A 21,820-nucleotide genomic window follows, 5' to 3' on the forward strand; every position below is an offset into this window, starting at 1 on the left:
AGCGATCCGATCTGCAATCCAGCGATCCCTACCCCCCTACATGGATGATCGGACGGCGTCTGGGGGATCGTTCGGCTTTGCGCAGCACCTCCCGAGTGACCACGGCAATATCGCCTTCGCCAAACAAAATGAAGCGCAGCAGATACTGAATGGGGTTGCCCTCAATCCAGCCGAAGTAGGCGTGGGGCAAATGGCCGGTTTCATTGCGGATGTGGAGCAAGATAGCGGCAATGGTGTTGGGCACCGCCGATCCCTTGGCCCTCAAAATGCGGTAATTGCCTACCTGCACCCCTTCTACTTGCACGGTCTCCATAAAGTCTGAGGCATCTGAAACCTCAATTTCCAAAAACAGAATCGGCTCGGTCGAGGGAATATGATTGTCTTCCCGCACCTCGGTTTCCTTGAGGGAATATTCTTTTTCATCCCCGGCCTGCTTGCGGTTAGCAATGATGCGAATGGTATGTTCGCTTTCTTCTCGAATAAAGCGCTGAGCGATGGAATCCATTTCAAGCTGGTCAACCCGCAGCTCAGTGGAGCGCCAAACACGCGAAATCAGTGAGGTAAAAATAATTGTGCCAATAAAGAAGGCAGCGATTTTGACCCCGTCGGGGCGCTCAAAAATGTTGACAATGGTGGTGTAGAAAAACACCAGGGTAATGGTGCCAAAGATGACGATGCCTCGCCGCGATTGCGCCTGTCGAGCCGCCAACGTCACCGCCAACGACGCCGAACTCATCAGCACCAGTACCCCTGTAGCATAAGCCCCACCCTGGGCCTCAACGCTGGCGCGAAAAATAATCGTGACCGCAAAGGCGATCGCCGTAAAAATCAGCACTAGCGGTCGGGCGGCCAAGGTCCAGCTAGGGGCCATGCCGTAGCGGGGCAGATAGCGGGGCACAATGCTGAGCAACCCGGCCATGGCCGAGGCTCCGGCAAACCACAAAATGGAGATCGTGCTCAGGTCGTAGAGGGTGCCAAACCCATCCCCCAGGTATTCGTGGGCTAGATAGGCCAGCGCTCGTCCGTTGGCGGCTCCTCCCGCCTGAAATTCCGGCGGTGGAATCAGCAGCGTCGTGACCAAGCTGCTAGTAATCAGGAAAAAACTCATGATTACCGCTGCGGTGGTCAACAGCTTGTGAGTGTTGCGAATGCGGCCAGTTGGCGCGGTGTCGGTATCGCCGCGGTCGCCTTCGACCAAGGGCATCACCGCTACCCCCGTTTCAAACCCAGACAGACCGAGCGCCAATTTCGGGAACACCAGCGCGGACACGGCCAGGAGCACCACCGGATTGCCATGACTGGAAAACATTAGGCTCCACCAGTCGCTAATGGCTGTGGGATGGGTAAAAATCTGGTAGCCCCCCACGCTAATGATCACCAGGTTTAGCAGCAGATAGATCGCAACTAGAAAAACCGCTAGCCCAATCGCTTCCCGAAACCCCTTCAAAAAGACGGCGGCCAGGAAGGCAATCAGGCAGATGGTCAGTGGCACTTCGTACCCGTGCAGCAAATCGTGGACAAAGGGGTTTTCGACAATGTGGGCCGTGGCGTCGGCAGCGGAGAGGGTAATGGTGATGATAAAGTCAGTCGCCACAAACCCCAGCAGGCACAGCACAAACAGCTTGCCCTGCCACCAGGGCAGCAGATGCTCTAGCATGGCGATCGACCCCTCGCCGTGGGGGCTCATGGAGGCCACCCGCCGGTAGATGGGCAGCGCCCCAAACAGTGTCAACAACACCAGAATCAACGTCGCGATGGGCGATAGCGCCCCCGCTGCCAGGGCCGCAATGCCGGGCTGGTAGCCCAGCGTGGAGAAGTAATCAACCCCGGTCAGACACATAACCTGCCACCAGGGGTGTTTCACAGCGTGGCTGTTTTTGCCGGAGCGATCGGCCTCAACCAACCAGTGCAGCAGCCGACGGTATCTAACCGATGGCCTCACTCGTTTAACCATCTGCGGCATTCCTCCGGGAGAGTGGCATGACATTGATCTGTTAACTATCAGTCAACCGCTTAGAGGTACCCTTAAACAACGGTATAGGGGGTTTACTGGTGTAGCGATCGCTAGTGGGGTGCCCAGGGCGGCTCAGAAAAACTAGCGATCGCCGATATGCCAGCCCTTCAACCTCGGGACAGTTACGCCTGGGGTTTGAGCGATCGCCTCCGCCGATCTTAGTTTTGACGATGGTTGTGAGGGCGATCGCCAGCAATCCGCCGCCGCCGCCCGTAGCCCGCCATCCGGTAAGACTCTACTGTGCGATCGGCCAATTGGGGGGCGATGGTTCTGCGATCGCCCCTTGATGCCGCCCCCCGCCTAAATTCTTTACTTTGAAATGTTCCCTAGACTACAACCCCTGCCCATCCCCCCCCGTAGCATCGTAGCCACGTCGATTAAGTTGTTCCGGGTCACAAGTGAGGAGTTTTGGAATGATTAGACAATGGCGTTTTGGCCTGCTGGGGCTGGGCCTAGCCGTGGCCCTGGGCTTGGGTGGGCTGATGATCAATCGCGCGATCGCCCAGACCCCCCAAGAGCACTACCTCGCCGCCAATGCCGACACCGTGCACTGGGGCTATTTCAGCCAATCTCTGGAGCCTAAGCTCACCATTAACTCCGGCGATATTGTCACCGTCGAGACCCTCACCCACCACGCCAATGACGACGCCTCGCTCATGGTCATGGGCGACCCCGGTGCCGAAAGCGTCTTCGCCTGGACGCCCGAGGGCAAAGGGGTCGATCGCCGGGGCGCAGGCTCCACCGACCCCGAGGTCTACACCACGGGCGCGGGCGAAGGGGCGGGTGTACACGTGCTGACCGGGCCAATTTACATCAACGGAGCTGAACCCGGCGACGTGCTCGAAGTCAAAATTTTAGACGTGGCACCGCGCCCCAGCGGCAACCCCGAGTACCAGGGGCGCACCTTTGGCAGCAACGCCGCCGCCTGGTGGGGCTTCCACTACAACGACATGATCGAAGACCCCAAGCCCCGCGAAGTGATCACCATCTATGAGCTAGACGCCACCGAAGCCGAAGACTACGCCACCGCCCTCTACAACTTTCGCTGGACGCCCCAAACCGATCCCTTTGGCGTCGTCCACGAAACCATCGACTACCCCGGTGTGCCCGTTGACCCGGCCACCATCGACAAAAACTACGAGGTGCTAGAGGGCGTCAAGGTGCCCATTCGCCCCCACTTTGGCCTGATTGGCCTGGCCCCCCGCGAGGCCGACTTCGTTGACTCGGTGCCCCCCAGCTACTTTGGCGGCAACATCGACAACTGGCGGATTGGCGAAGGGGCCACCATGTATTACCCCATTGCCGTCGAAGGGGCGCTGCTGTCGCTGGGCGACCCCCACGCGGCCCAGGGTGACTCTGAGCTGGCGGGCACGGCGATCGAAACCTCCCTCACCGGCAAAATTCAGGTCACGGTACACAAGCAGAGCGACCTGGCGGGCACCATCCTCGAAGACCTCTACTACCCTCTACTAGAGAATGACGAAGAGTACGTTGTTCACGGCTTTAGCTACGCCAACTACCTCGAAGAACTGGGCGATACGGCCCAAAAAGACATCTTCGGCCAGTCGTCTATCGACAAAGCCATGCGCGATGCCTTTCACAAAATGCGCCACTTTCTCATGACCACCCAGGGCATGGGCGAAGACGAAGCGATTAGCCTGATGTCGGTAGCGACCGACTTTGGCGTCACCCAAATTGTCGATGGCAACTGGGGCGTCCACGGCGTGATTAAAAAAGCGGTGCTGCCCGGTGTCTAAGGTCGAGCGCTACTCAGTCTGAGTGCAATGACCGTAGCTGGAGATTGGTGGTGCGGCACAGTCCAGCCAGCCCAAACTGGGTGTTGGGCTACCTGTCGTTCCACCTAATTTGCGCCTGGCGGTTTGACTCTCCTAGTACGCTGCAGTAGAAATGCCTCTACTATTCAAAAATGCCTGAAATACCCGTACCTAAGGATTTTTCCATTTTGAACGTTGCCTTTTGAACTCCGCGTATTGGATGTCGTCGTCTGTCTGACTTGGGCGTTTGGTCTTCAGCTCGCCATAAGTCTCGCTAGAATAAAGGCCACACGAATTACGGATTGCTTGTGCTATGAAACGGTTGCTTGTTGCTCTGGTGATGTGTTTGGCGCTGGTGGGGTTTCCGGCCCAGGCCGATGCGCACCAGGTTGAAACCTTTTACACCCTCGACAATCAGCTAGAGTTTCAGTCGCTGTTCAGCTCGGGCGAGCCCTTTGTGGGGGCAACGGTCAACATCTATGCCCCCAACAACCCCGACGAACCCTGGATGACGACCACCACCGATCGCGAGGGCCGATTCTCCTTTTTGCCTGACGAGTCGATCGCGGGCGATTGGGAAGTCTCGATTGAAGACGACACCCAGAGCCACGCCGACTACTGGACAGTGCCTGTGGGCGATAAGGGCATCATCTACGATGGCATTAGCCTCGATTCGACCGAAGATGTGCACTACCGCGCTGCCGCTGCCTTTATGCCGCTGGTGATTTCGATTGGTGGAGCGCTGGCCTGGCTAGGGTTTACCCGCCGCCGTCGCTAGACCGTTTCCTTAAACACTCAAAACAACTGGCCTCCGATATCCCTCAACCTTGGGATATCGGAGGTTTTTGCTATGGGCCTTTTCTGCTTTTGCTCCGGGATGCCACCTAGCGTCTAGCCCTAGGTAACGAGCCAACGAGCGATGGCAGAAAAACCGGGTTTCTGCCAGAGAGTATCAACTCTGACGCCGGAACCCGGTTTCTGTTTTGAGTATCTCTATGCAGTAAAAGGCAACTGAGTTGGAGGCAGTCGCTAGTGCAGCCCCCACGAGACCCATCGAGAGCCTGTCGCAGCATCGCCAGCGTCGGATGACCTGACCCAATTGCCACTGGTATCATCCAGTTCGGCTGAGGGGAGATCGGTGTTTTCAACCCAGGCATTGGCTAGGTTGGCGTGGGAGAGGTTAGCACCGCTGAGGGCTACCTCGCGCAGAGTTGCGCCCTGTAGATCGGCCTGTTCTAAATCAGCCGTGCGCAGGTCAGCATAGCTGAGGTCGGCCCCAACCAGGTTGGCCCGCTCTAGGTCGGCCCCAATTAAATTGATGTGCTTGAGATTGGCGCCACTGAGGTCGGCTCCCACCAGGTCGGCGTCGGTCACGTTGGCCCGCTCTAGGTTGGCCCGCGAGAGGTCGGCCCCGCTGAGGTCAGCCTGAGATAAGTCGGCCCCGCTGAGATCGATGCCGCTGAGGGTGGCACCGCGCAGGTCGACCCCATGGAGGCGAACGCCTGAAAAGTTGCGATCGCCTCGGTTGTATTCGTGCAAAAACTGTTGAATATCCATAGAACACAGCCTCCACAATTGGGCTACAGAAGCTTTGACGGCCCACGTTGTCGGGGTGAAGCGTGGATCAGCCTGACCTTGTCTGTCTCAAGATGGGGTAGGCTCCCGGCTCACCCTGGCGCTCCTATGGGGCAAGCTTGGGTAAGTCTCGGAACCGGCCAACGGCGATCGCACTCTGCATCACACCCCTGAAAATGCCGCCAGCTCAGATGCCGCCAGCCGTCAAGGCTAGTTTTATTGTCGCCCAAGGCCCAGGCCTTCGACGGGTTGGTTTATAGAATGCAACGCCCCTGGGTGGCAGACTCGCCAACGCACCTCAGATTCAATCGGTAAGCAGGACGGGATCAGTAAGCGAAGCGGGATGTGGTATAAATGTTAAGGAATTATAAGCATTCTCAAGGGCCAATCTTTGCCCCCATTAAGCTGTTTGCGGCGGTTATCAGAGTTATTGCAGTTTCGGCTTGTTAATATCTCGATTTTGCAATCAAGCTTAGGCTCTGTTCGGTTCCCTACGGGGTGAACAGATTTTTTTTGGGCAAAATAGTCCAGCTCTGATGTGCGCACCTTAACGTTTGTGGAGACTAGTCCTTGACTGCAATTTTTGAGCCATCCGCTCGAGCTGCGGATGTAAACCCGTACAGCGACCTGACCCTAAAGCAGGTTATTCAAACTATTCCTAAAGCTTATTTTCAAAAAGACCCACGCAAAGCTTGGGCTGCTGTAGCGCTCAGCGTGGGAGCCGTGACCCTGAGCTATGGGGCGATCGCCTTTTCCCCCTGGTTTTTGCTGCCGTTTGCTTGGTTTTTGACCGGCACTGCCCTGACTGGTTTTTTTGTGGTCGGTCACGACTGCGGCCACCGCTCCTTCGCTAACCGCCGCTGGGTCAACAACTGGCTGGGGCACATCATGTTTCTGCCGCTAATTTATCCCTTCCATAGCTGGCGTCTGCTGCACGACATTCACCACCGCCACACCAACGATATGGAAATCGACAACGCCTGGGCACCGTGGAGCAAGGAAGAATACTCCGGTGCGGGCGGCTTCTTGCAGGCCGTATATCGGTCTATGCGGAGCTGGCTGTGGTGGCTGGCGTCGGTGGCTCACTGGGGAGCACTGCACTTTGATCTGCGCAATTTTGAACCCCGTGACCACGGCAAGGTCAAGCGCTCGATCGCAGCGGTGGTGGTCTTTGCCCTGGTGTTTTTTCCCACGCTGTTTTACTTCGCTGGCCCCTGGGGCGTCGTGAAATTTTGGCTGATGCCCTGGCTCGGCTACCACTTCTGGATGAGTACGTTTACGCTGGTACACCACACCATCCCTGAGATTCAGTTTCGCTACGGCGACACCTGGAATGAGGTGGAGTCGCAGCTCTCAGGCACGCTGCACTGCGATTATCCCAAGTGGATTGAGGTGCTGTGCCACGACATTAACGTCCATGTTCCCCACCATGTTTCGGTCGGGATTCCGTCCTACAACCTGCGACCTGCCTACGCAGCTCTAAAGGAAAACTGGGGCCCCCTCATGAAGGAAACTAGGTTTTCTTGGGAGCTGATGCAGACGATCACCAGCCGTTGTCATATCTACCACCCCGAGCGGGCCTACGAAACGTTTCGGGAGCTGGGGCAGTAGAGAATTGATGAAAACCAGGTTTGTCGGGGCAATTTAGCCCTGCGTTACCGGCTCAGCATTCCTGGGCCGGTTTTGTTTGGGGTGGGGCCAATTGGTAAACTGCGACACCTCAAACGCGCAGGAGGTGGTTGCGATCGCGACAATCGTGGGTAGCATTAGGAGTCTTGCCCACGCTCGACTCTAACCCCTAACTCCTCACACCGCTGCACCAACTGCTATGGCCCTGCTGTCTCACCCGCTAAAAACGTTTTTGACTACTGCTGCTGTGGTGCTCACGGGGCTGGCTGCGGCCCCCATGGCGCGAGCCCAGCAGTTTGACCAGCAGCCCATCGACCCCAACTTGGCAGTAGCGATCGCCAGCCCGGTGCGCAATGGGGCCTTTTATAGCCTGATGATTTTGACCCAGGTGCCCAACCAGCGGCAGTGCTGGCAGGAGCAGGGGCAGGCGGGTGGCCCCGTCACCGTTGACCCGCTGCTGTTGAACTTTGACTTTACCGGGGCTTGCGATCGCAGCACCGACGGCAACGGCTACTCAGTGCGCATCAACGGCCAAGACCTGGGGGTGCACTACCGCCTAGAGGTTTCCCCCCGGCAGAATGACCTGGTGCTGTTTGCTCGACCGACGCGCGATCGTTCCGCCCCGCCCATTGAAATTGGCCGCACCAACGGTCGCACCAGCGGATTCCTCAAAATTCAGCTCAACCCCGGCTGGCAAATGACCCGCCGCACCTACAACGGCCAGCCCGTCGGCCACATCTACCTCACCCACGACGCGCCGCTAGATGTGCGACTAGCCGCTGGTGCCGCACCCCTGAGCCAGACCCCCAATACGCTGCCCGCCGCCCGGCCTATCACGCCGCCCATGACATCGCCGCCGCCCAGCAGCACAGTGGCGACTGGCAACTACTTTCGCGTCGTGGTGCCGATTACTGGACCTAACACCCTACAACAGGTGCGCGCCGTAGAACCCGAAGCCTTTCGCACCACCGCCGAGGGGCAAGAGGTAGTGCAGGTGGGGGTGTTTCGCGATCGCCAGCGGGCCGACGAAGTCTACAACTCCCTGGTCGCCGCTAGCCTACCCGCCAAAATTCTTGGGGCCTCAGCCCCAGCGGTGGCCTCTACCCCCACCCTGCCGCCAATTCCCCAGGGGTCGGTGGTGGTGGTGATCGACCCCGGCCACGGCGGGCGTGACCCCGGTGCCGTGGGTATTGGCGGCCTACAAGAAAAGCAGATCAACACCGCCATCTCAAACCGGGTGCAGCAGCAGCTTGCCGCCGCCGGTATTACGGTGCTGATGACCCGCAGCAGCGATGTCTTTGTCGATCTAGACGCCCGCGCCCAGTACGCCAACCGGGCCGGAGCCAGCGTATTTGTCAGCATCCACGCCAATGCCATCAGCATGAGCCGCCCCGAGGTCAACGGGCTAGAGACCTACTACTTCTCCAGCGGTGAACGGCTGGCCCGCAGCATTCACGCCAGTGTTTTGGGGAATACGGATATGCGCGATCGCGGCGTGCGCACCGCCCGCTTCTACGTGTTGCGCTACACCACCATGCCCTCGGTACTGGTCGAAACCGGCTTTGTCACCGGAGCCCAAGACGCCGCCCGCTTCCGCGACCCCGCTGCGGTGAATCGAATCGCCGACGGCATCGCGCGGGGGATTCTGAACTATTTGGGGCGGTAATTGAAGGTGGAGACGGGGAGGGGGATGAGAAAGGCGCTTTAAAGGGGTAGCTTGGCGATGCGGTTGACCCATTCCTCAGCATTGGAGGCGGCCCAAATCAGCAGCAACTCCTCGATCACCGTTTCAAACGGTAGTCTTCTGGAAACGATAATCACGCCAGCACTTGGCTGATTGGTGACAAATGCAGCAAACTCCAAGGGCATCGTCCTGCGATCGTGGCTAACAAGAATCCGCCCTTGCTGCGCCGAGAATCGTAATACCTCTGCATCCACGACACCATCCAGCTCAGCAGCAAAGGCGCTTTGAAAATCTATCGCAGGCTCTCGCCGTAGCACCCCAGTCACAATCGCTTGATTCAAATCGGCATCAGCTTGGTAGCGAACGGTCAAGAATTTACCTGCTGCTGCGAGGCTTTAGCTGCTAAGAGCTTGTTGTACAAACTAGGGTCAGAAGCTTGTAGGGGCTGGGGCATAGCATCAAAGGCAGCTTGCTCCACCGCCAAGTAGGCGTCAACCTCAGCACGATTGGCCAAATAAAAGGTGATCGCCCCGTACACCTGCTCCAAAGTCAGCAGCGGAAATGACTGAACAATGCTTTCGGGTGCCAAGCCATCGCGGAAGGCGTAGACAACAGAATCTAGAGAGATGCGAGTGCCCTCGATCCAGTAGGCTTCGTTGCGATACTCGACGTAAGATTTTGCCGTAACGACTGGCATAGGCTTCTTGAACTTCACTTAGATTTAAGTGTAACCGGGCTATTTAGGTGCGAACCTACCTGGGTGCTTTGCGCCAGCCTGCCGCGATCGCCTCCGCCTCGGTGCAAAACCACCGTTCTCCCTTATCGAGATGGATTTCTGTCCCCTCATAATCCTCCATGCCAGGAAGGTGATACAGCTTGGCTCCCGTTGAAATCGAGATATTACCTTTGACAATGCAATCAGGATTTATTACCGCTTCAATGGGTTTTGGAGGAGTGGTAGTCTCTGACGGCGTATTGGGTGAGCCAGGAGGAGTGGCGTCAAATTGAGTCCAGACGCTTTTATACACAGATGGGATGGTAAAGGCTGCGACAATCACGAGCCCGACAATACCGGCGAGAGATTCAATCCAGCTTTTGTGTTTTGGCTTGCGCTTAGTGGGCAGAGGGCGGGCTGTTGGGCTTGGTTTAATAGTAAGTTGTAAGACGGGCACGACACCTGCGATCGAGGCTCTGGCAGCCCGTACCTTGCCGTCGGGTTGAGTCACTTTCTCGTATAAGATCGTATCTCCGACCTGTGGACGGCGACAGTCTCTTGGCAGAGCGCTGATGTGTAAGAAAACGTCCTTGCCACCACCTTCAGGTTTAATAAAGCCAAAGCCTCTGTCATCCTTTCAAGAAGTCAGTTGCCCTTTGTCAGGAACAGGTGCCATGCAATCACCTCGTCGGGGTTCTTTAGTTTGTAGGTTTCCCTAGGTAGGTGATTGGGCTGACAGCCCTAGGGCCAGTTGAACTTATAGCGTTCAGTTTTTCACGTCTACATGCCTGTCTCTGCCGAGAGAATAAGCGACCTGACCGTTCAATTTATTGCAAGACGCCATGTTCTCTCAACCCACTCGCAAGCGCTTTGGTCAGCATTGGCTCACCGACGAGAAGGTGCTCCACCGCATGCTGGAGGCTGCCGCCGTCACCCGCCAAGACACCGTGCTTGAAATTGGCCCTGGCACCGGAGCGCTGACCCGCTGGCTGCTGCCCCTGGCCAACGCCGTGGTGGCGGTAGAAATCGATCGCGACCTGATCCGCAAACTCAACCATCAGTTCGCCAAGCACGATAACTTTCGCCTGGTGCCAAGCGATATTCTCGAACTCGACATCGCTGCCGCCTCGCGGGACAAATACTTTGACTTTGGCTTGCCCAACAAAGTTGTCGCCAACATCCCCTACTACATCACCGGGCCAATCTTGGAAAAGCTGCTAGGGACTCTCGCTGCACCGAACCCGGCACCCTATGACGTGATTGTGCTGCTGGTGCAGAAGGAAGTCGCTGAACGGCTCTACGCTCGCCCTGGCCGCAAAGCCTTTGGGGCGCTGTCGGTGCGGGTGCAGTATTTGGCCGATTGTGAACTGGTGTGCCCGGTGCCCGCCCGCGCCTTTCAGCCGCCGCCCCAGGTAGACTCGGCGGTGGTCAAACTCACTCCCCGCCCACCCGTTACCCCATCGGATGATCTGGCTGGGTTCGATCGCCTGGTCAAGCTGGGCTTTGGCAGCAAGCGCAAAATGCTGCGCAACAACCTCAAGGGTGTAGTCGATCGCGATGACCTAGAAGCGATGATGACGGCGCTAGCCATTGAGCCCACCGCCCGCGCCGAAGACCTCAGCGTCGAACAGTGGGTGGCGCTGAGTAATACAATCCTGAAGCACCCCCGCTGATTTTCTATGCGCTCTTACACTCTGCTGGCCGCCGCCAAAATCAACCTCTATCTCGAAATTGTGGGCAGCCGCCCCGACGGCTTTCACGAGCTGATCATGGTGATGCAGAGCGTCAGTTTGTGCGATCGCATCACCGTGCGCAGCATTGGTGTCGATGAGATCCGCGTGCGCTGCGATCACCCCCTGGTGCCCGCCGATGAAACCAACCTGGCTTACAAGGCAGCGGCCCTGGTGATGTCGCAATATCCCGGTGCCATGGCCAAGCTGGGCGGCGTCGAAATCACCATCGAGAAGCAGATCCCGGTAGGGGCCGGGCTAGCAGGTGGCTCATCCAACGCGGCGGCGGTGCTGGTGGGGCTCGACCTGTTGTGGAACCTGGGCCTCACCCAGAGCGAACTGCAAGAGCTGGGGGCTGAACTAGGCTCCGATATTCCTTTCTGCGTGTCGGGGGGGACGGCGATCGCCACCGGACGGGGTGAACAGCTCGATGCGCTCCCTGGCATCGACAACCTGCACCTGGTGATCGCCAAGTACGAGTCTGAGTTTGTCTCAACCCCCTGGGCCTACAAAACCTACCGGGCCGAATATGGCGACACCTATGTTACCGATGCCAAAGGCTGGCAAGAGCGGCAGGCCCAGGTGCGATCGGGCGAGATGGTGCGGGCGGTGGCCCGTCGAGATGCGATCGCTGTAGGTCAGCACCTCTGCAATGACTTCGAGAAAATCGTGCTAGAGGCCCACCCCAAAACCGCTGCCCTCAAAGCCACCATGGCCGACCTCGGTGGACTGGGCACCCTGATGTCGGGATCTGGCCCCTCAGTCTTTACCCTGGCTGGGTCTGAGGCCGAGGCCAAGGAGCTGGCGACCAAGCTGCGGACGGCATTGCCCGACTCAGATTTGGGCGTTTGGACGGCTCAATTTCTGCCCAGCGGAGTGCAGCTCGTTAGCTAACCAAAAGGCTGAGAATGGGGCGGCGGCGGTGGTGCCCACCGTGAGCGGGGAGAAGCAACGCTAGAATAGGGAGACTGTTCTTAACCTATCGGGTTTGTCTATGTCGGTTTTAGCTGCGATCGCGGTCATAGCCCTACTGGTGGCCGTTCACGAGGCGGGGCACTTCACAGCCGCTCGGCTACAGGGCATTCACGTCAACCGCTTTGCCATTGGCTTTGGCCCCATCCTGTGGAAATACCAGGGCGCTGAAACCGAATACTCCCTGCGGGCCATTCCCCTGGGCGGCTTTGTCGGCTTCCCCGACGACGACCCCGACAGCGACATTCCCACCAACGATCCTGACCTACTCAAGAACCGTCCCATCCTCGATCGCGCGATCGTAATCAGCGCCGGAGTAATTGCCAACCTGGTGTTTGCCTACCTGGTGTTTGTAGCCCAGTTTTCCGCCGTGGGCATTCCCGAAACCTTCAATCCCCAACCCGGTATTCTGGTGCCCCAGGTGATTGCTGAAAGCTCCCCCGCCGGTCAAGCGGGCATTCGCGCCGGGGATATTTTGGTGGCGGCCAACGGCGAACCTCTGGCCTCCGGCGAAGAGAGCATTCCCTTCTTCATTCAGCTCATCAAGGAAAGCCCTAACCAGCCCGTACAGCTTACGGTGCAGCGGGGCGATCGCGAACTAGATGTTTCAGTCACTCCCGTAGTTGGCCCTGACGGCACGGCTGTAATCGGCGTGCAGCTTCAGCCCAATGGCGACTTCGGCTACCGTCGTCCCAAAAACCCCTTTGAAGTGTTTAGTCTGGCGGCGCAGCAGTTTCAAGACACCCTGGTGCGTACCGTGAAAGGTTTTGTGCAGCTGGTAACTAACTTTGGCGAAATGGCTAGTCAGGTGGCTGGGCCAGTCAAAATCGTTGAGCAGGGGGCAGGGCTAGCTAAGAACAGCGCCGCTATGCTGTTCCCCTTCACCGCCATTATCAGCATCAACCTGGCAATTATCAACATTCTGCCCCTGCCTGCTTTAGATGGTGGTCAGCTAGCGTTTTTGCTGATTGAAGCCCTGCGCGGCGGCAAGCCCCTACCCGAGCGCCTCCAAGAGAACGTCATGCAAACCGGCTTAGTCCTGTTGCTCGGCCTCGGCGTATTCCTCATCGTCCGCGACACCACCCAGCTCGAAATCTTCCAAAACCTGCGCTAGAAAATGTCGAGTTTTGAGTTCTAAGTTTTGAGTTGAGCATTAGTTATTCACTTTCGATCAAGTGAGACAGCCTTCTCAGCCCGGCAAACCGTGGGACTCAAAGAAATCCTCATTTTCGAAAACTCAAAATTCAATATTTCGTTCCACCTCCCCCATTGCCCTATGCCTAACCAGCGGCGAGCCTCTAAGAAACAGCGGGCGCTAGAAATTCTTCTACGCCTCAAGCGGCTGTATCCCGAGGCCCCTTGCTCCCTGGATTTTGCCAATCCCTTGCAGCTGATGATCGCTACCATGCTGGCGGCCCAGTGCACTGACGAGCGGGTTAATCTGGTCACCCCGGCCCTGTTTGCCGCTTATCCCGATGTCTACGCCTTTGCCGAGGCCGATATCGCTGATTTAGAGCAGCTGGTGAAGTCTACCGGCTTTTATCGCAACAAAGCCAAAAACATTCGCGCCGCCTGCCAACGGATCATTACCGAGTACAACGGCGAAGTCCCTCCCCGCATGGATGATTTAGTCACCCTGCCGGGGGTGGCTCGCAAAACCGCCAACGTCGTGCTGGCTCACGGTTTTGGCATCAATGCTGGGGTGACAGTAGACACCCACGTCAAGCGCATCACAAATCTTCTGGGACTGACCAAGCACGCTGATCCGGTCAAAATTGAGCGCGACTTGATGAAGCTGCTGCCCCAACCCGACTGGGAAAACTGGTCAATTCGGCTGGTGTACCACGGGCGGGCGGTGTGCAATGCTCGCAACCCCAAATGCAGCATGTGCGAGCTGGCCGATCTCTGCCCCTCTGCCAAGGTTGTTCCGATTGTTGGCTCTATCCAAGTTGGCCCTGTACAAGTCAGCCCTATACAAGAGGTGGTTCAGTCCTAGGATATTTGAGGTTAGATGCGGCAAGATTGTGCTATGCAGGCCTCGGAGGTTTCATTATGGCTGACCTCTACACCACAGACTTTTACGCTTGGACTCAGGAACAGGCCAATTTTTTGCGGCTGGGTAAGATTGACCACCTCGATCTGGCGAATTTAGTTGAGGAAGTCGAGTCTTTGGGAAGACAGCAAAAGCAAGAACTCAAGAATCGGTTGGGAGTCCTCCTTGGTCATCTGTTGAAGTGGCAGTATCAGCCTAGCCAGCGCAGCAAAAGCTGGAGATACACGATCAAAGAGCAGCGGCTGCAAATTCTAGATTTGCTCGACCAAAACCCTAGCCTAAAAAGCTTTCAGGACGAAGCTGTTGTCAAGGGCTATCAACTGGGTTTGCTGTTGGTTGGGAGAGAAACACCCCTCGATCCCAAAACCCTACCGGATCAATGCCCTTTTACCCTAGAGCAACTCTTGGATGACCAATTTCCTGACGACCTAGATTTCCTCTAGGTAAGGAAGTCCGTGGTACCGAGGCGATCGCTGCCTTTAGTTGTCCGATCAGTTTCCTGGTTACGAAGGCTTAGTCAGGCTGAGCAGACCCACGCTGACGGTGACTAGCAGCACCCCTAACCCCTGCACCACAGAAAGCTGCTCTTGCAGCATGCCCCAGGCCAGCACGGCAGTGAGAGCTGGGTTGGCAGCCCCGAGCATAGAGGCAGCGGTGGCCCCCACGCTGCGAATGCCGAGGTTGTTGAGTACGTGGCCGGTCAGGGTGGCGATCGCCGACAGCAGACCCCCTACCCACAGCGCGGGCCACAGCAGCCCCACCAAATCTCCCGGCCACAGCAGCAGGCTAGCCGCCGACAGCACCAGCGTCACCGCAAAGCTCATGCCCGTAAACGGCACCGGGTGAAAGGTCTCAAACGCTTTTTGAGCCACTACGGTGTAAAAAGCGTAGACGACGCCCGAGGCCAGGCCAAAGACGATGCCGACCCAGCTTGCGATCGCTGCCCCCGTCATGGGAATGGTCAGCGCGCTACCCAGCAAAATCAGCGCCAAAATTGCCCAGCGGCCAGTGCTGGGGCGGTGGCCAAACCAGTACCAGTCCAGCACCGCCGTATAGACCGGAAAGGTGAAAAACAGCGTTAGCGCAATGCCTGCTGCAATCCGCCCCACCGACACGTAGAGCAGCGCCAGATACGAGAACATCAGCACCCCGCCTACCAGGGCTAGATAGAGTTCGCGGCGGTAGTCTGCCGACCCTAAGCGTCGCAGATCGCTCCACATAGGCGGGTAAACTGGCGGCAGCAGCACCGCCATCAGCGGCACCCCCACCGCCATACGCATAAACATCAGCAAAAATGAGTTGGGCAGAGTGGGTTCCACAAAACCGCCGGTCTCCAGCACCCCAAACAGGTTAGACGGAGTAAACAAAACCCGAGTGATCAGGTTTTGGGCTCCAAAGCAAATGGTCGCCAGCAAAATTAAGACATAGCCGAGCATGCATCCCCCTAGTCACGCTTGAGGGATGACCCAATGCCAGCGCCCTTAATCACGCATTCTACGGTAGTCGATAGCTGGCCACCCGCACCATCAGATCCCCCCCCTGGGGATTGTGGGTAAAAACAAAACTACCCGCTTTGGTTTCGTGACCCGAGAGAAAGTCGATCTGCTGCTCGCCGGTTTCGTCGTCAACCCCGGTGACATGTAGCTCGGCGGTCACCTGCACCATGCGGGCAATCCGTCCGCCGGTATTGGTAATGGCAAAGGGCACGTAGTAGCGGCCATCGGTGACGCGCACCGCCTCTGATACCGCCACCGAAAAGGCGGGTGGGCGATTTTGGTTAGTCTGCCAGTCGAAGAAAATTAGCCCCACTAACCCTAGCAAAATGAGGGAAGCCGCGATAAACGTCACCCACTCGGCTGCGGATCGTTGGGTAAAGCGCCCAGTTGTATCTGGAGGTGGTTGGTCGGGGTAGTTGGGCAAATCCATTAGATCAGGATACGCCCTGCGGCCCCGCCAATGGAGGCGGGCAGGCCCAAAACCAGAGTATTGCTCAACCATTCTGACCAAGGGTCACTGGGGTTGAGCTGCTGAAACAGCACCAGCATCACCATCGATGCCAGTAGAGCCACGAGATAGGCCACCAGGGTTTCGGTAACGGGGCTAAACAGCAGACCCCGCTGCCGCCGCTCGGCGCGATCGGTAAAGCCCGAGGCAAACACAATGGCGTAGGAGAGGCCCAGCGATGCGCCCATGATCAGCAGCAGCCACAGAGGCGGCAGGGAGGCGGCCAGCAGAGGCACTTCTTCGGTAGGGGCAATGCTAAAAGCAATTAGCACCGCGCCAATCAGGGCGGCGTCAAAATCGACTAGGGCATCGCGCAGGTTGGCCAGGGTAGGCGAGGCCAGCCGGCGAGAGAGGGGCGCGATCGTGCGGCGCACGCGATCCGTACCAGAATCGCGCCGTTGCTTGCCCTGCAAGGTGGAGCGCGCCAAAGCCACCCCCAGAGCAAACGGCACGGTCTCAAACACCACCTTGCCCAATACCTCCGACAGGGGAATGTCGAGGGTGATGCGGCGCAGCAGCACCAAGGCCAGGGCGGCGCAGACTACCCCAATAGCAACGGCCTCAATGCTTTCGAGTAAGGCTTCTAGGGGGTGCAGGTGGAGAGTCTGGCGAAACCCTTCGACCTGGGTGAGCAGCCCGACACCAACTAGGGTGGTGGCGAGCACCGTCAGCAGCCAGCGAGGCCCGGTGGCGGCCCCGATCACCCATACCTCCACCGTGTACAGCAGCGGAATGCCGAACAAAAAGCCCCCCACTGCCCCTTGGAGAATGGCCTGCAATTCTATAAGCCAGATGTTGGCAGAGGGCAGATGTGTGGTGTCGTCTACAGACTCGACCATCGCGGGTTGTCCTCAATACGGGCCAGATGGATCAGACCTATCTACAGCATAGTAAGGGTTTGACGCTTCAAAATGGCTGAGATCAGGTCTATCTGCTTAAGGTTTTCTGCCTGAAACCTTAGGAAAATCTCTAGTATTGCTGGGGTTCTACAAAATGCCCGCTAGCGTGAAGAGAACAGTCCGCGACCTATAGAAAAGCTCTCATTCAAGGATGGTTTTATGACCCAGGCTAAACCCGGCGACAGCGTCTCGATTCACTATACCGGCAGGCTCGAAGACGGCACTGTGTTTGATTCATCGCGCGATCGCGACCCCCTAGAGTTTTCCATTGGCAACGGCGAGGTGATTCCCGGCTTTGAGGCGGCGGTGGTGGGCATGGCCCCGGGCGACGCCAAAACCGAAGTGATTCCGGCTGAAAGCGCTTACGGCCCCCACCAGCCCGAGATGGTGATGGTGGTCGAGCGCCACCACATTCCTGCCGAGATTCCCCTCGATGTGGGTCAGCAGCTTCAGCTCCAGGGGCCTGAGGGGCAGATGGTGCCGGTGATGGTGACTGATCTGTCTGAGGCCGATGTCACCCTCGACGCCAACCATCCTCTTGCGGGAGAAACCCTAATCTTTGATATTGAGCTGGTGGCAATTCAGGGTTGAGCCGGAGATAAATTTCTGCCTTGAGACCGAGTTGAGAGGCTTGGCCATTGCTATCTCCCTCCACCCTAGGGGGAATAGTTTTTATCAGAGGGGCGATTTATCATGCCACTGGCCTTTAACCAGGAGCCCCCATGGCCTACGAATTGCCCCCTCTCCCCTACGCCTATGACGCTCTAGAGCCCTACGTCTCTAAGAGCACCCTCGAATTTCACCACGATAAGCACCACGCGGCCTACGTCAGCAAGTACAACGATGCGGTCAAAGGCACTGACCACGACAGCAAGCCGATCGAAGATGTGATCAAGGCGATCGCGGGCGACAGTTCTCAGCAGGGGTTGTTTAACAACGGGGCTCAGGCCTGGAACCACACCTTTTACTGGAACTCGATGAAGCCCGGTGGTGGCGGCACTCCCGCTGGGGATCTGGCCAGCAAAATTGACGCTGACTTCGGCGGCTTCGATAAGTTCGTCGAAGAATTTAAGAATGCTGGGGCCACCCAGTTTGGCAGCGGCTGGGCCTGGCTAGTGCTCGACAACGGCACCCTTAAGGTGACCAAAACCCTCAACGCCGACAACCCCCTCACCGCTGGGCAGGTGCCCCTGCTCACTATGGATGTGTGGGAACATGCCTACTATCTCGACTATCAAAACAAGCGCCCTGACTATATCGATAGCTTCTTAAAGAACGTGGTCAACTGGGATTTTGCCGCCAGCAACCTAGCTGCTGCCTAGACGGGGCAACACTACAGTCGTGCTCCGCGACTCATGGGAGGTGGGTTACCCCGCCTCCTTTTTTGTTAAGGTCGGCCCCTTGCATCTGACCCCTTGCACCCTAACCCCCTCTTCCCTATGCTGTTCGCCGACCCAGACTTTCCTCACGTGGTGCTGTCCTTTGACTATCGGGGGTTTCGCCTAGAGCTTGACCAAAGTACCGAGGATGGCGTGCCGTTCTATGCAGTATGGGCCACCTACGACACGGGCTGTGCGGTAGCGGTGCCAGGGGTCGTCAGCCGCTCTGAGGCCATCTACAAGGCCAGACAGTGGGTTGATCGGCGGCTTAGCTCACCGGGTATGGGCGGTAGTGGGCAGTAGACTGGGTCAGCCAAGCCTCTAGGTCAGTAGCGGACTGGGGTTTGCCAAACCAGTAGCCCTGGCCGTAGTCGCAGCCCAATCGCTTGAGGGTGCTGACCTGCTGGGGGGTTTCGATACCTTCGGCGATCGCCCGAAAGCCCAGCTGTCGCCCCAGATTAATGATGGTGTGGACGATGGTTTCGTGGCTCGGGCTGGTGTTCATCTGGCCGACAAAGGAGCGATCGATCTTCAGACTGTTAATGGGAAAGCGGTACAGGTAGCTCAAGGAAGAATAGCCGGTACCAAAGTCGTCGATGCTGAGGGCAATACCCCGCTGCCGCAGGCCGTTGAGCACGCGAATAGTGTCGTCGATATTGTCGATTAGCATGCTTTCGGTAATCTCTAGCACCAGGCTGTGCGCCAAAAGCCCCGTTTTATTCAAGATCTCATCGACCCGATCGAGCAGGCCGGTATTGTGCAGCTGTAGCGCCGATAGATTGACGCTGACCGTAAGGGCTTTGGCCTGATAGTGGGTGCTCTGCCAGACGGCCATCTGTCGGCAGGCTAGCTCTAGCAGCCAGTAGCTCAGGGGCGCAATCAGGCCGGTTTCTTCGGCGACTGAAATAAACTCTCCCGGCATGATCAGGCCCCGCTGGGGGTGTTGCCACCGCACCAGAGCCTCAAACCCAGTTACCGCTGCGGTTTGCAGATCGACAATGGGCTGGTAGTAGAGCACAAATTCTTCGGGGTGGTTGAGCAAAGCTCGGCGCAGCTCAGTTTCGAGGGTGAGGCGGGCGATCGCGCGATCGTGCATACCGCTGTCAAAGGTTTGATAGCCATCGCGGCCCCCCGCCTTGGCCCGATACATGGCCGTGTCGGCATCGCGAATCAGCTCTAGGGCGCTCTGGTAGCGGGCATCACCCATGACCAGTCCCAGGCTAACGGTGGCAAACATCTGGTGGCTACTGAGCTGAAAGGGCTGGCGCAGCGTCTCTAATAGCTGCTCGGCTATGGCTTGGGCCATCTCAACATGGCTAATACCTTCCAACAGCACAATAAACTCATCGCCCCCTAGACGTACCGCCAGATCGCTAAGGCGCAGCACCGCTTTGAGGCGGCTGGCCACCTCCATTAGCAGCTCGTCACCGATCAGATGGCCTAGGCTATCGTTGACCACCTTAAAATGGTCAATATCTAAAAACAGTAGAGCAAAGCGGTACTCACTCTGCTGGTGTGCCCGCTTCAAGGCCATCTCTAAGCGTTCTTGCAGCTGCTTGCGGTTAGGCAATCCGGTAAGGCTGTCGTGGCAGGCATCGTGCTCGAGCTGGCGGCGCAGTCTCACCTGGTCAGTGACATTGCGGGAGGATGTTTGGAGCTGCACCACCGCATCGGTAGAATCGACAATAGAGCGTGTAAAGGTCTCTAGCCAGATGTAGTGGCCCTGATTATGGCGCATTCGATATACCACGGGGGCTGGGTCTGAGGTCTGCCCGAGGGGCGAGGTTTGCAAGTGCATTTGGTAATTCACGCGGTCGTCAGAGTGCACTAGGCTACAGGGATGTAGCCCGATCAGAGCCTCGGGACTATAGCCCAGCAGCCACTCCACCGACGGGCTGACGTAGAGGTAGGTGCCATCGACCCCATGCAAACAGATCAGATCGCTCATATTTTCGGCCATCAGGCGAAATAGCGCTGCCTGCTGCTGAATTTCGGCATTGGCCCGCTCGACTTCAACCTTTGACCGTTGCAGGGCGCTAAAAGATGACTCCATCCGCGCCGCCATGCGGTTAAAGGCTACGGCCAGCCCCTCTAGCTCTTGCAGACCGGTGCGGCCAATGGTTTGGTGCAGGTTGCCCTCAGCGATCGCCTGAGAGGCCGAGCTAAAGGCTTTCAGCGGGCGGGTGATCCAGCGGCTAGTGTAGAGGCCCGAGGCGATCGCCCCAGCCAGCGCTAATGCACAGAGAGCAATGGTGTTGCGGCGGCTGGTCTCGATTTCCCCCATGAAGTCGCTTTCAGGCATAATCACCACGATTAGCCAGTCGAGGCCATAGCCATCGCTGAGGGGAACCACCTGCATAAACTGCCGCTCGCGATCGAGCCAAAACTCCGTCTGCTGCGGTTGAATTGTCTGCCAGTCACCCCCCGATTGGTTGAGCAGCAGCTGTGCGCTAGCGCGAATGCGAGGGTCTGGGCTGGTAACTGAGTAGACCCGCTGGGGCCGACCGTCCACTATTTTGTAAGCCTTGGCGTCATTAGAGGTGGCGATCAGCAGACCAGAGCGCTCCATAATGAAAGCCTGACCGTGCTCACCGATCGATATTTCCTGTAGAAAGCGGCTGATATGGGTGAGAAAGAAGTTGTTGCCTAGTACCCCAATCAGCTCGCCGCGATCGCCGTACACGGGCCGAGAGGCCGATATCGCCAGCACTGGGTAGGCATGATAGGGAAAGATCTCTCCCCAGGCCGGGCCTTTGGCCTGCACAGCCGCCCGATACCAGGGCCGGGTTTGAGTATTCCAATTGGGCGTAGATGAGACAATGCGGGTTGCCTGACCGGTGGCCTGATCGACCTCCACAAACTGAATGTGGTTGCCGAGGGCAGGGCCGCCCTGCATCCGCTGGTGGGCCTGCTGGCCCAGGTTGGTGTGGCCCACAAACTCGCCGCTGGCGCTACCAAACATGATCGAATCGATGTGGGGAAAGCTGCGAGACTGCCGCATAAAGTGACGAAACAGCGCCTCTGAGTCGGTGGGGTCAACCTGGCCGAGGGCAATGGCATCGTAGTTAAGCTGGTTGACCAAATGGGAGGTGGCCAGCAGTGTTTCAATCTCATGTTGAATGTGATGGGAAACCGTGGAGCGCAGTTGACTGGCCACCTCGTTCACCGCTCGCTGCCCGTGACGTAACGAAAGCCAACCCGTCAGTCCCACCGCTACGGAAACTTGCAGCACAAAGGGCACAACAATCAGCAGTCGCAGCGGTAGGCGGCTAAACGTGCCTCGATTTGGCAATGCGGGAATACGACGCCCCATGTAGCATGTGTTACCAACAGTCCTATTAGTATTCCTGTCGGGGGACAAAACTAGCGATCGACATCACAATTTACGAAT

Annotated in this window: 22 protein-coding genes and 1 pseudogene; 13 read left to right on the forward strand and 10 right to left on the reverse strand. The window is 57.7% G+C overall.

The window, feature by feature from the left end:
- Positions 1–28: 28 nt before the first annotated feature.
- Complete coding sequence (locus H6G07_RS20530) at positions 29–1,954, reverse strand: APC family permease (protein ID WP_073610253.1); 1,926 nt, start codon at positions 1,952–1,954, stop codon at positions 29–31.
- Between the two features lie 224 nt (positions 1,955–2,178).
- Here H6G07_RS20530 and H6G07_RS26740 point away from each other — a divergent pair, with 224 nt between their 5' ends.
- The 3 genes from H6G07_RS26740 (at position 2,179) to H6G07_RS20540 (ending at position 4,567) form a co-directional block, all read left to right on the forward strand.
- A complete protein-coding gene (locus H6G07_RS26740) occupies positions 2,179–2,301 on the forward strand; it encodes a hypothetical protein (RefSeq protein ID WP_277882093.1) in 123 nt (40 codons plus the stop codon).
- A gap of 126 nt (positions 2,302–2,427) precedes the next feature.
- Positions 2,428–3,771 carry an acetamidase/formamidase family protein gene (locus H6G07_RS20535; protein WP_073610236.1) on the forward strand — a complete coding sequence of 448 codons (1,344 nt, stop codon included), beginning with the start codon at positions 2,428–2,430 and terminating at the stop codon, positions 3,769–3,771.
- 331 nt (positions 3,772–4,102) lie between these two features.
- Positions 4,103–4,567, forward strand: a complete 465-nt coding sequence (locus tag H6G07_RS20540; protein WP_073610235.1) for a carboxypeptidase-like regulatory domain-containing protein — start codon at positions 4,103–4,105, stop codon at positions 4,565–4,567.
- 251 nt (positions 4,568–4,818) lie between these two features.
- Here the strand turns inward: H6G07_RS20540 and H6G07_RS20545 are convergent, their stop codons facing one another.
- Entirely contained in the window at positions 4,819–5,346 is a 528-nt protein-coding gene (locus H6G07_RS20545; RefSeq protein ID WP_073610234.1) for a pentapeptide repeat-containing protein, read from the reverse strand.
- 588 nt (positions 5,347–5,934) lie between these two features.
- Here H6G07_RS20545 and H6G07_RS20550 point away from each other — a divergent pair.
- Both H6G07_RS20550 and H6G07_RS20555 read left to right on the forward strand, forming a co-directional pair.
- Positions 5,935–6,975 (forward strand): fatty acid desaturase, encoded by a 1,041-nt coding sequence (locus H6G07_RS20550; protein WP_073610233.1) that lies wholly within the window; start codon positions 5,935–5,937, stop codon positions 6,973–6,975.
- Positions 6,976–7,192: 217 nt separating this feature from the next.
- Positions 7,193–8,659: a DUF3747 domain-containing protein gene (locus tag H6G07_RS20555; RefSeq protein WP_242026908.1), complete on the forward strand. Its 1,467-nt coding sequence runs from the start codon at positions 7,193–7,195 to the stop codon at positions 8,657–8,659.
- A 38-nt stretch (positions 8,660–8,697) separates the two neighbouring features.
- On the opposite strand, the gene H6G07_RS20560 is transcribed toward H6G07_RS20555, so the two are convergent.
- From H6G07_RS20560 to H6G07_RS27260, 4 genes and pseudogenes are all read right to left on the reverse strand, one after another.
- Positions 8,698–9,048: a DUF5615 family PIN-like protein gene (locus H6G07_RS20560; protein ID WP_073610232.1), complete on the reverse strand. Its 351-nt coding sequence runs from the start codon at positions 9,046–9,048 to the stop codon at positions 8,698–8,700.
- Complete coding sequence (locus tag H6G07_RS20565; protein ID WP_073610231.1) at positions 9,045–9,374, reverse strand: DUF433 domain-containing protein; 330 nt, start codon at positions 9,372–9,374, stop codon at positions 9,045–9,047. Before H6G07_RS20565 ends, H6G07_RS20560 begins: the two co-directional genes overlap by 4 nt.
- 55 nt (positions 9,375–9,429) lie before the next feature.
- Positions 9,430–9,903, reverse strand: coding sequence for a sunset domain-containing protein (locus H6G07_RS20570; RefSeq protein WP_244901955.1), 474 nt, complete (start codon positions 9,901–9,903; stop codon positions 9,430–9,432).
- Positions 9,883–10,014: pseudogene (locus H6G07_RS27260) on the reverse strand (cold-shock protein); the annotation flags it as partial. The gene H6G07_RS20570 and the pseudogene H6G07_RS27260, both read right to left, overlap by 21 nt.
- A gap of 220 nt (positions 10,015–10,234) precedes the next feature.
- Here H6G07_RS27260 and rsmA point away from each other — a divergent pair.
- The 5 genes from rsmA (at position 10,235) to H6G07_RS20595 (ending at position 14,590) form a co-directional block, all read left to right on the forward strand.
- Positions 10,235–11,065 carry a 16S rRNA (adenine(1518)-N(6)/adenine(1519)-N(6))-dimethyltransferase RsmA gene (gene rsmA / locus H6G07_RS20575; protein ID WP_073610230.1) on the forward strand — a complete coding sequence of 277 codons (831 nt, stop codon included), beginning with the start codon at positions 10,235–10,237 and terminating at the stop codon, positions 11,063–11,065.
- A 6-nt stretch (positions 11,066–11,071) separates the two neighbouring features.
- Positions 11,072–12,016 (forward strand): 4-(cytidine 5'-diphospho)-2-C-methyl-D-erythritol kinase, encoded by a 945-nt coding sequence (ispE, locus tag H6G07_RS20580; protein ID WP_073610229.1) that lies wholly within the window; start codon positions 11,072–11,074, stop codon positions 12,014–12,016.
- Between the two features lie 100 nt (positions 12,017–12,116).
- A complete protein-coding gene (gene rseP / locus H6G07_RS20585) occupies positions 12,117–13,208 on the forward strand; it encodes an RIP metalloprotease RseP (protein WP_073610228.1) in 1,092 nt (363 codons plus the stop codon).
- 162 nt (positions 13,209–13,370) lie between these two features.
- Positions 13,371–14,090 carry an endonuclease III gene (nth, locus tag H6G07_RS20590; protein WP_073610227.1) on the forward strand — a complete coding sequence of 240 codons (720 nt, stop codon included), beginning with the start codon at positions 13,371–13,373 and terminating at the stop codon, positions 14,088–14,090.
- 56 nt (positions 14,091–14,146) lie between these two features.
- Positions 14,147–14,590, forward strand: a complete 444-nt coding sequence (locus tag H6G07_RS20595; RefSeq protein ID WP_073610226.1) for a DUF29 domain-containing protein — start codon at positions 14,147–14,149, stop codon at positions 14,588–14,590.
- A 60-nt stretch (positions 14,591–14,650) separates the two neighbouring features.
- Here the strand turns inward: H6G07_RS20595 and H6G07_RS20600 are convergent, their stop codons facing one another.
- The 3 genes from H6G07_RS20600 to H6G07_RS20610 are packed head-to-tail and all read right to left on the reverse strand — an operon-like array spanning position 14,651 to position 16,990.
- On the reverse strand, positions 14,651–15,583 hold the full coding sequence (locus tag H6G07_RS20600; RefSeq protein WP_073610225.1) for a DMT family transporter: 933 nt from the start codon (positions 15,581–15,583) through the stop codon (positions 14,651–14,653).
- Positions 15,584–15,641: 58 nt separating this feature from the next.
- A complete protein-coding gene (locus H6G07_RS20605) occupies positions 15,642–16,073 on the reverse strand; it encodes a TIGR02588 family protein (protein ID WP_073610224.1) in 432 nt (143 codons plus the stop codon).
- Positions 16,073–16,990: a TIGR02587 family membrane protein gene (locus H6G07_RS20610; RefSeq protein ID WP_073610223.1), complete on the reverse strand. Its 918-nt coding sequence runs from the start codon at positions 16,988–16,990 to the stop codon at positions 16,073–16,075. The genes H6G07_RS20605 and H6G07_RS20610 overlap by 1 nt, the downstream gene beginning before the upstream one ends.
- A 219-nt stretch (positions 16,991–17,209) precedes the next feature.
- On the opposite strand from H6G07_RS20610, the gene H6G07_RS20615 reads away from it, so the two are divergent.
- The 3 genes from H6G07_RS20615 to H6G07_RS20625 all read left to right on the forward strand — a co-directional run bounded on the left by H6G07_RS20615 (position 17,210) and on the right by H6G07_RS20625 (position 18,732).
- Complete coding sequence (locus H6G07_RS20615; RefSeq protein WP_073610222.1) at positions 17,210–17,641, forward strand: FKBP-type peptidyl-prolyl cis-trans isomerase; 432 nt, start codon at positions 17,210–17,212, stop codon at positions 17,639–17,641.
- A gap of 131 nt (positions 17,642–17,772) precedes the next feature.
- On the forward strand, positions 17,773–18,372 hold the full coding sequence (locus H6G07_RS20620; protein ID WP_073610221.1) for a superoxide dismutase: 600 nt from the start codon (positions 17,773–17,775) through the stop codon (positions 18,370–18,372).
- A 117-nt stretch (positions 18,373–18,489) separates the two neighbouring features.
- Entirely contained in the window at positions 18,490–18,732 is a 243-nt protein-coding gene (locus tag H6G07_RS20625; protein WP_073610220.1) for a hypothetical protein, read from the forward strand.
- On the opposite strand, the gene H6G07_RS20630 is transcribed toward H6G07_RS20625, so the two are convergent.
- Positions 18,698–21,742 (reverse strand): bifunctional diguanylate cyclase/phosphodiesterase, encoded by a 3,045-nt coding sequence (locus tag H6G07_RS20630; RefSeq protein WP_073610219.1) that lies wholly within the window; start codon positions 21,740–21,742, stop codon positions 18,698–18,700. The two genes, H6G07_RS20625 and H6G07_RS20630, sit on opposite strands and share 35 nt — an antisense overlap.
- Positions 21,743–21,820: the final 78 nt, after the last annotated feature.

The organism is Phormidium tenue FACHB-1052, assembly GCF_014696675.1.
GTDB lineage: Bacteria > Cyanobacteriota > Cyanobacteriia > Phormidesmidales > Phormidesmidaceae > Nodosilinea > Nodosilinea tenuis_A.

Bases quoted from the DNA above. Each gene is read 5' to 3' on its own strand.
- H6G07_RS20530 (WP_073610253.1), bottom strand. From the start codon at position 1,954: ATGGTTAAACGAGTGAGGCCATCGGTTAGATACCGTCGGCTGCTGCAC.
- H6G07_RS20535 (WP_073610236.1), top strand. From the start codon at position 2,428: ATGATTAGACAATGGCGTTTTGGCCTGCTGGGGCTGGGCCTAGCCGTG.
- H6G07_RS20540 (WP_073610235.1), top strand. From the start codon at position 4,103: ATGAAACGGTTGCTTGTTGCTCTGGTGATGTGTTTGGCGCTGGTGGGG.
- H6G07_RS20545 (WP_073610234.1), bottom strand. From the start codon at position 5,346: ATGGATATTCAACAGTTTTTGCACGAATACAACCGAGGCGATCGCAAC.
- H6G07_RS20555 (WP_242026908.1), top strand. From the start codon at position 7,193: ATGGCCCTGCTGTCTCACCCGCTAAAAACGTTTTTGACTACTGCTGCT.
- H6G07_RS20565 (WP_073610231.1), bottom strand. From the start codon at position 9,374: ATGCCAGTCGTTACGGCAAAATCTTACGTCGAGTATCGCAACGAAGCC.
- rsmA (WP_073610230.1), top strand. From the start codon at position 10,235: ATGTTCTCTCAACCCACTCGCAAGCGCTTTGGTCAGCATTGGCTCACC.
- ispE (WP_073610229.1), top strand. From the start codon at position 11,072: ATGCGCTCTTACACTCTGCTGGCCGCCGCCAAAATCAACCTCTATCTC.
- rseP (WP_073610228.1), top strand. From the start codon at position 12,117: ATGTCGGTTTTAGCTGCGATCGCGGTCATAGCCCTACTGGTGGCCGTT.
- nth (WP_073610227.1), top strand. From the start codon at position 13,371: ATGCCTAACCAGCGGCGAGCCTCTAAGAAACAGCGGGCGCTAGAAATT.
- H6G07_RS20595 (WP_073610226.1), top strand. From the start codon at position 14,147: ATGGCTGACCTCTACACCACAGACTTTTACGCTTGGACTCAGGAACAG.
- H6G07_RS20600 (WP_073610225.1), bottom strand. From the start codon at position 15,583: ATGCTCGGCTATGTCTTAATTTTGCTGGCGACCATTTGCTTTGGAGCC.
- H6G07_RS20605 (WP_073610224.1), bottom strand. From the start codon at position 16,073: ATGGATTTGCCCAACTACCCCGACCAACCACCTCCAGATACAACTGGG.
- H6G07_RS20610 (WP_073610223.1), bottom strand. From the start codon at position 16,990: ATGGTCGAGTCTGTAGACGACACCACACATCTGCCCTCTGCCAACATC.
- H6G07_RS20615 (WP_073610222.1), top strand. From the start codon at position 17,210: ATGACCCAGGCTAAACCCGGCGACAGCGTCTCGATTCACTATACCGGC.
- H6G07_RS20620 (WP_073610221.1), top strand. From the start codon at position 17,773: ATGGCCTACGAATTGCCCCCTCTCCCCTACGCCTATGACGCTCTAGAG.
- H6G07_RS20625 (WP_073610220.1), top strand. From the start codon at position 18,490: ATGCTGTTCGCCGACCCAGACTTTCCTCACGTGGTGCTGTCCTTTGAC.
- H6G07_RS20630 (WP_073610219.1), bottom strand. From the start codon at position 21,742: ATGGGGCGTCGTATTCCCGCATTGCCAAATCGAGGCACGTTTAGCCGC.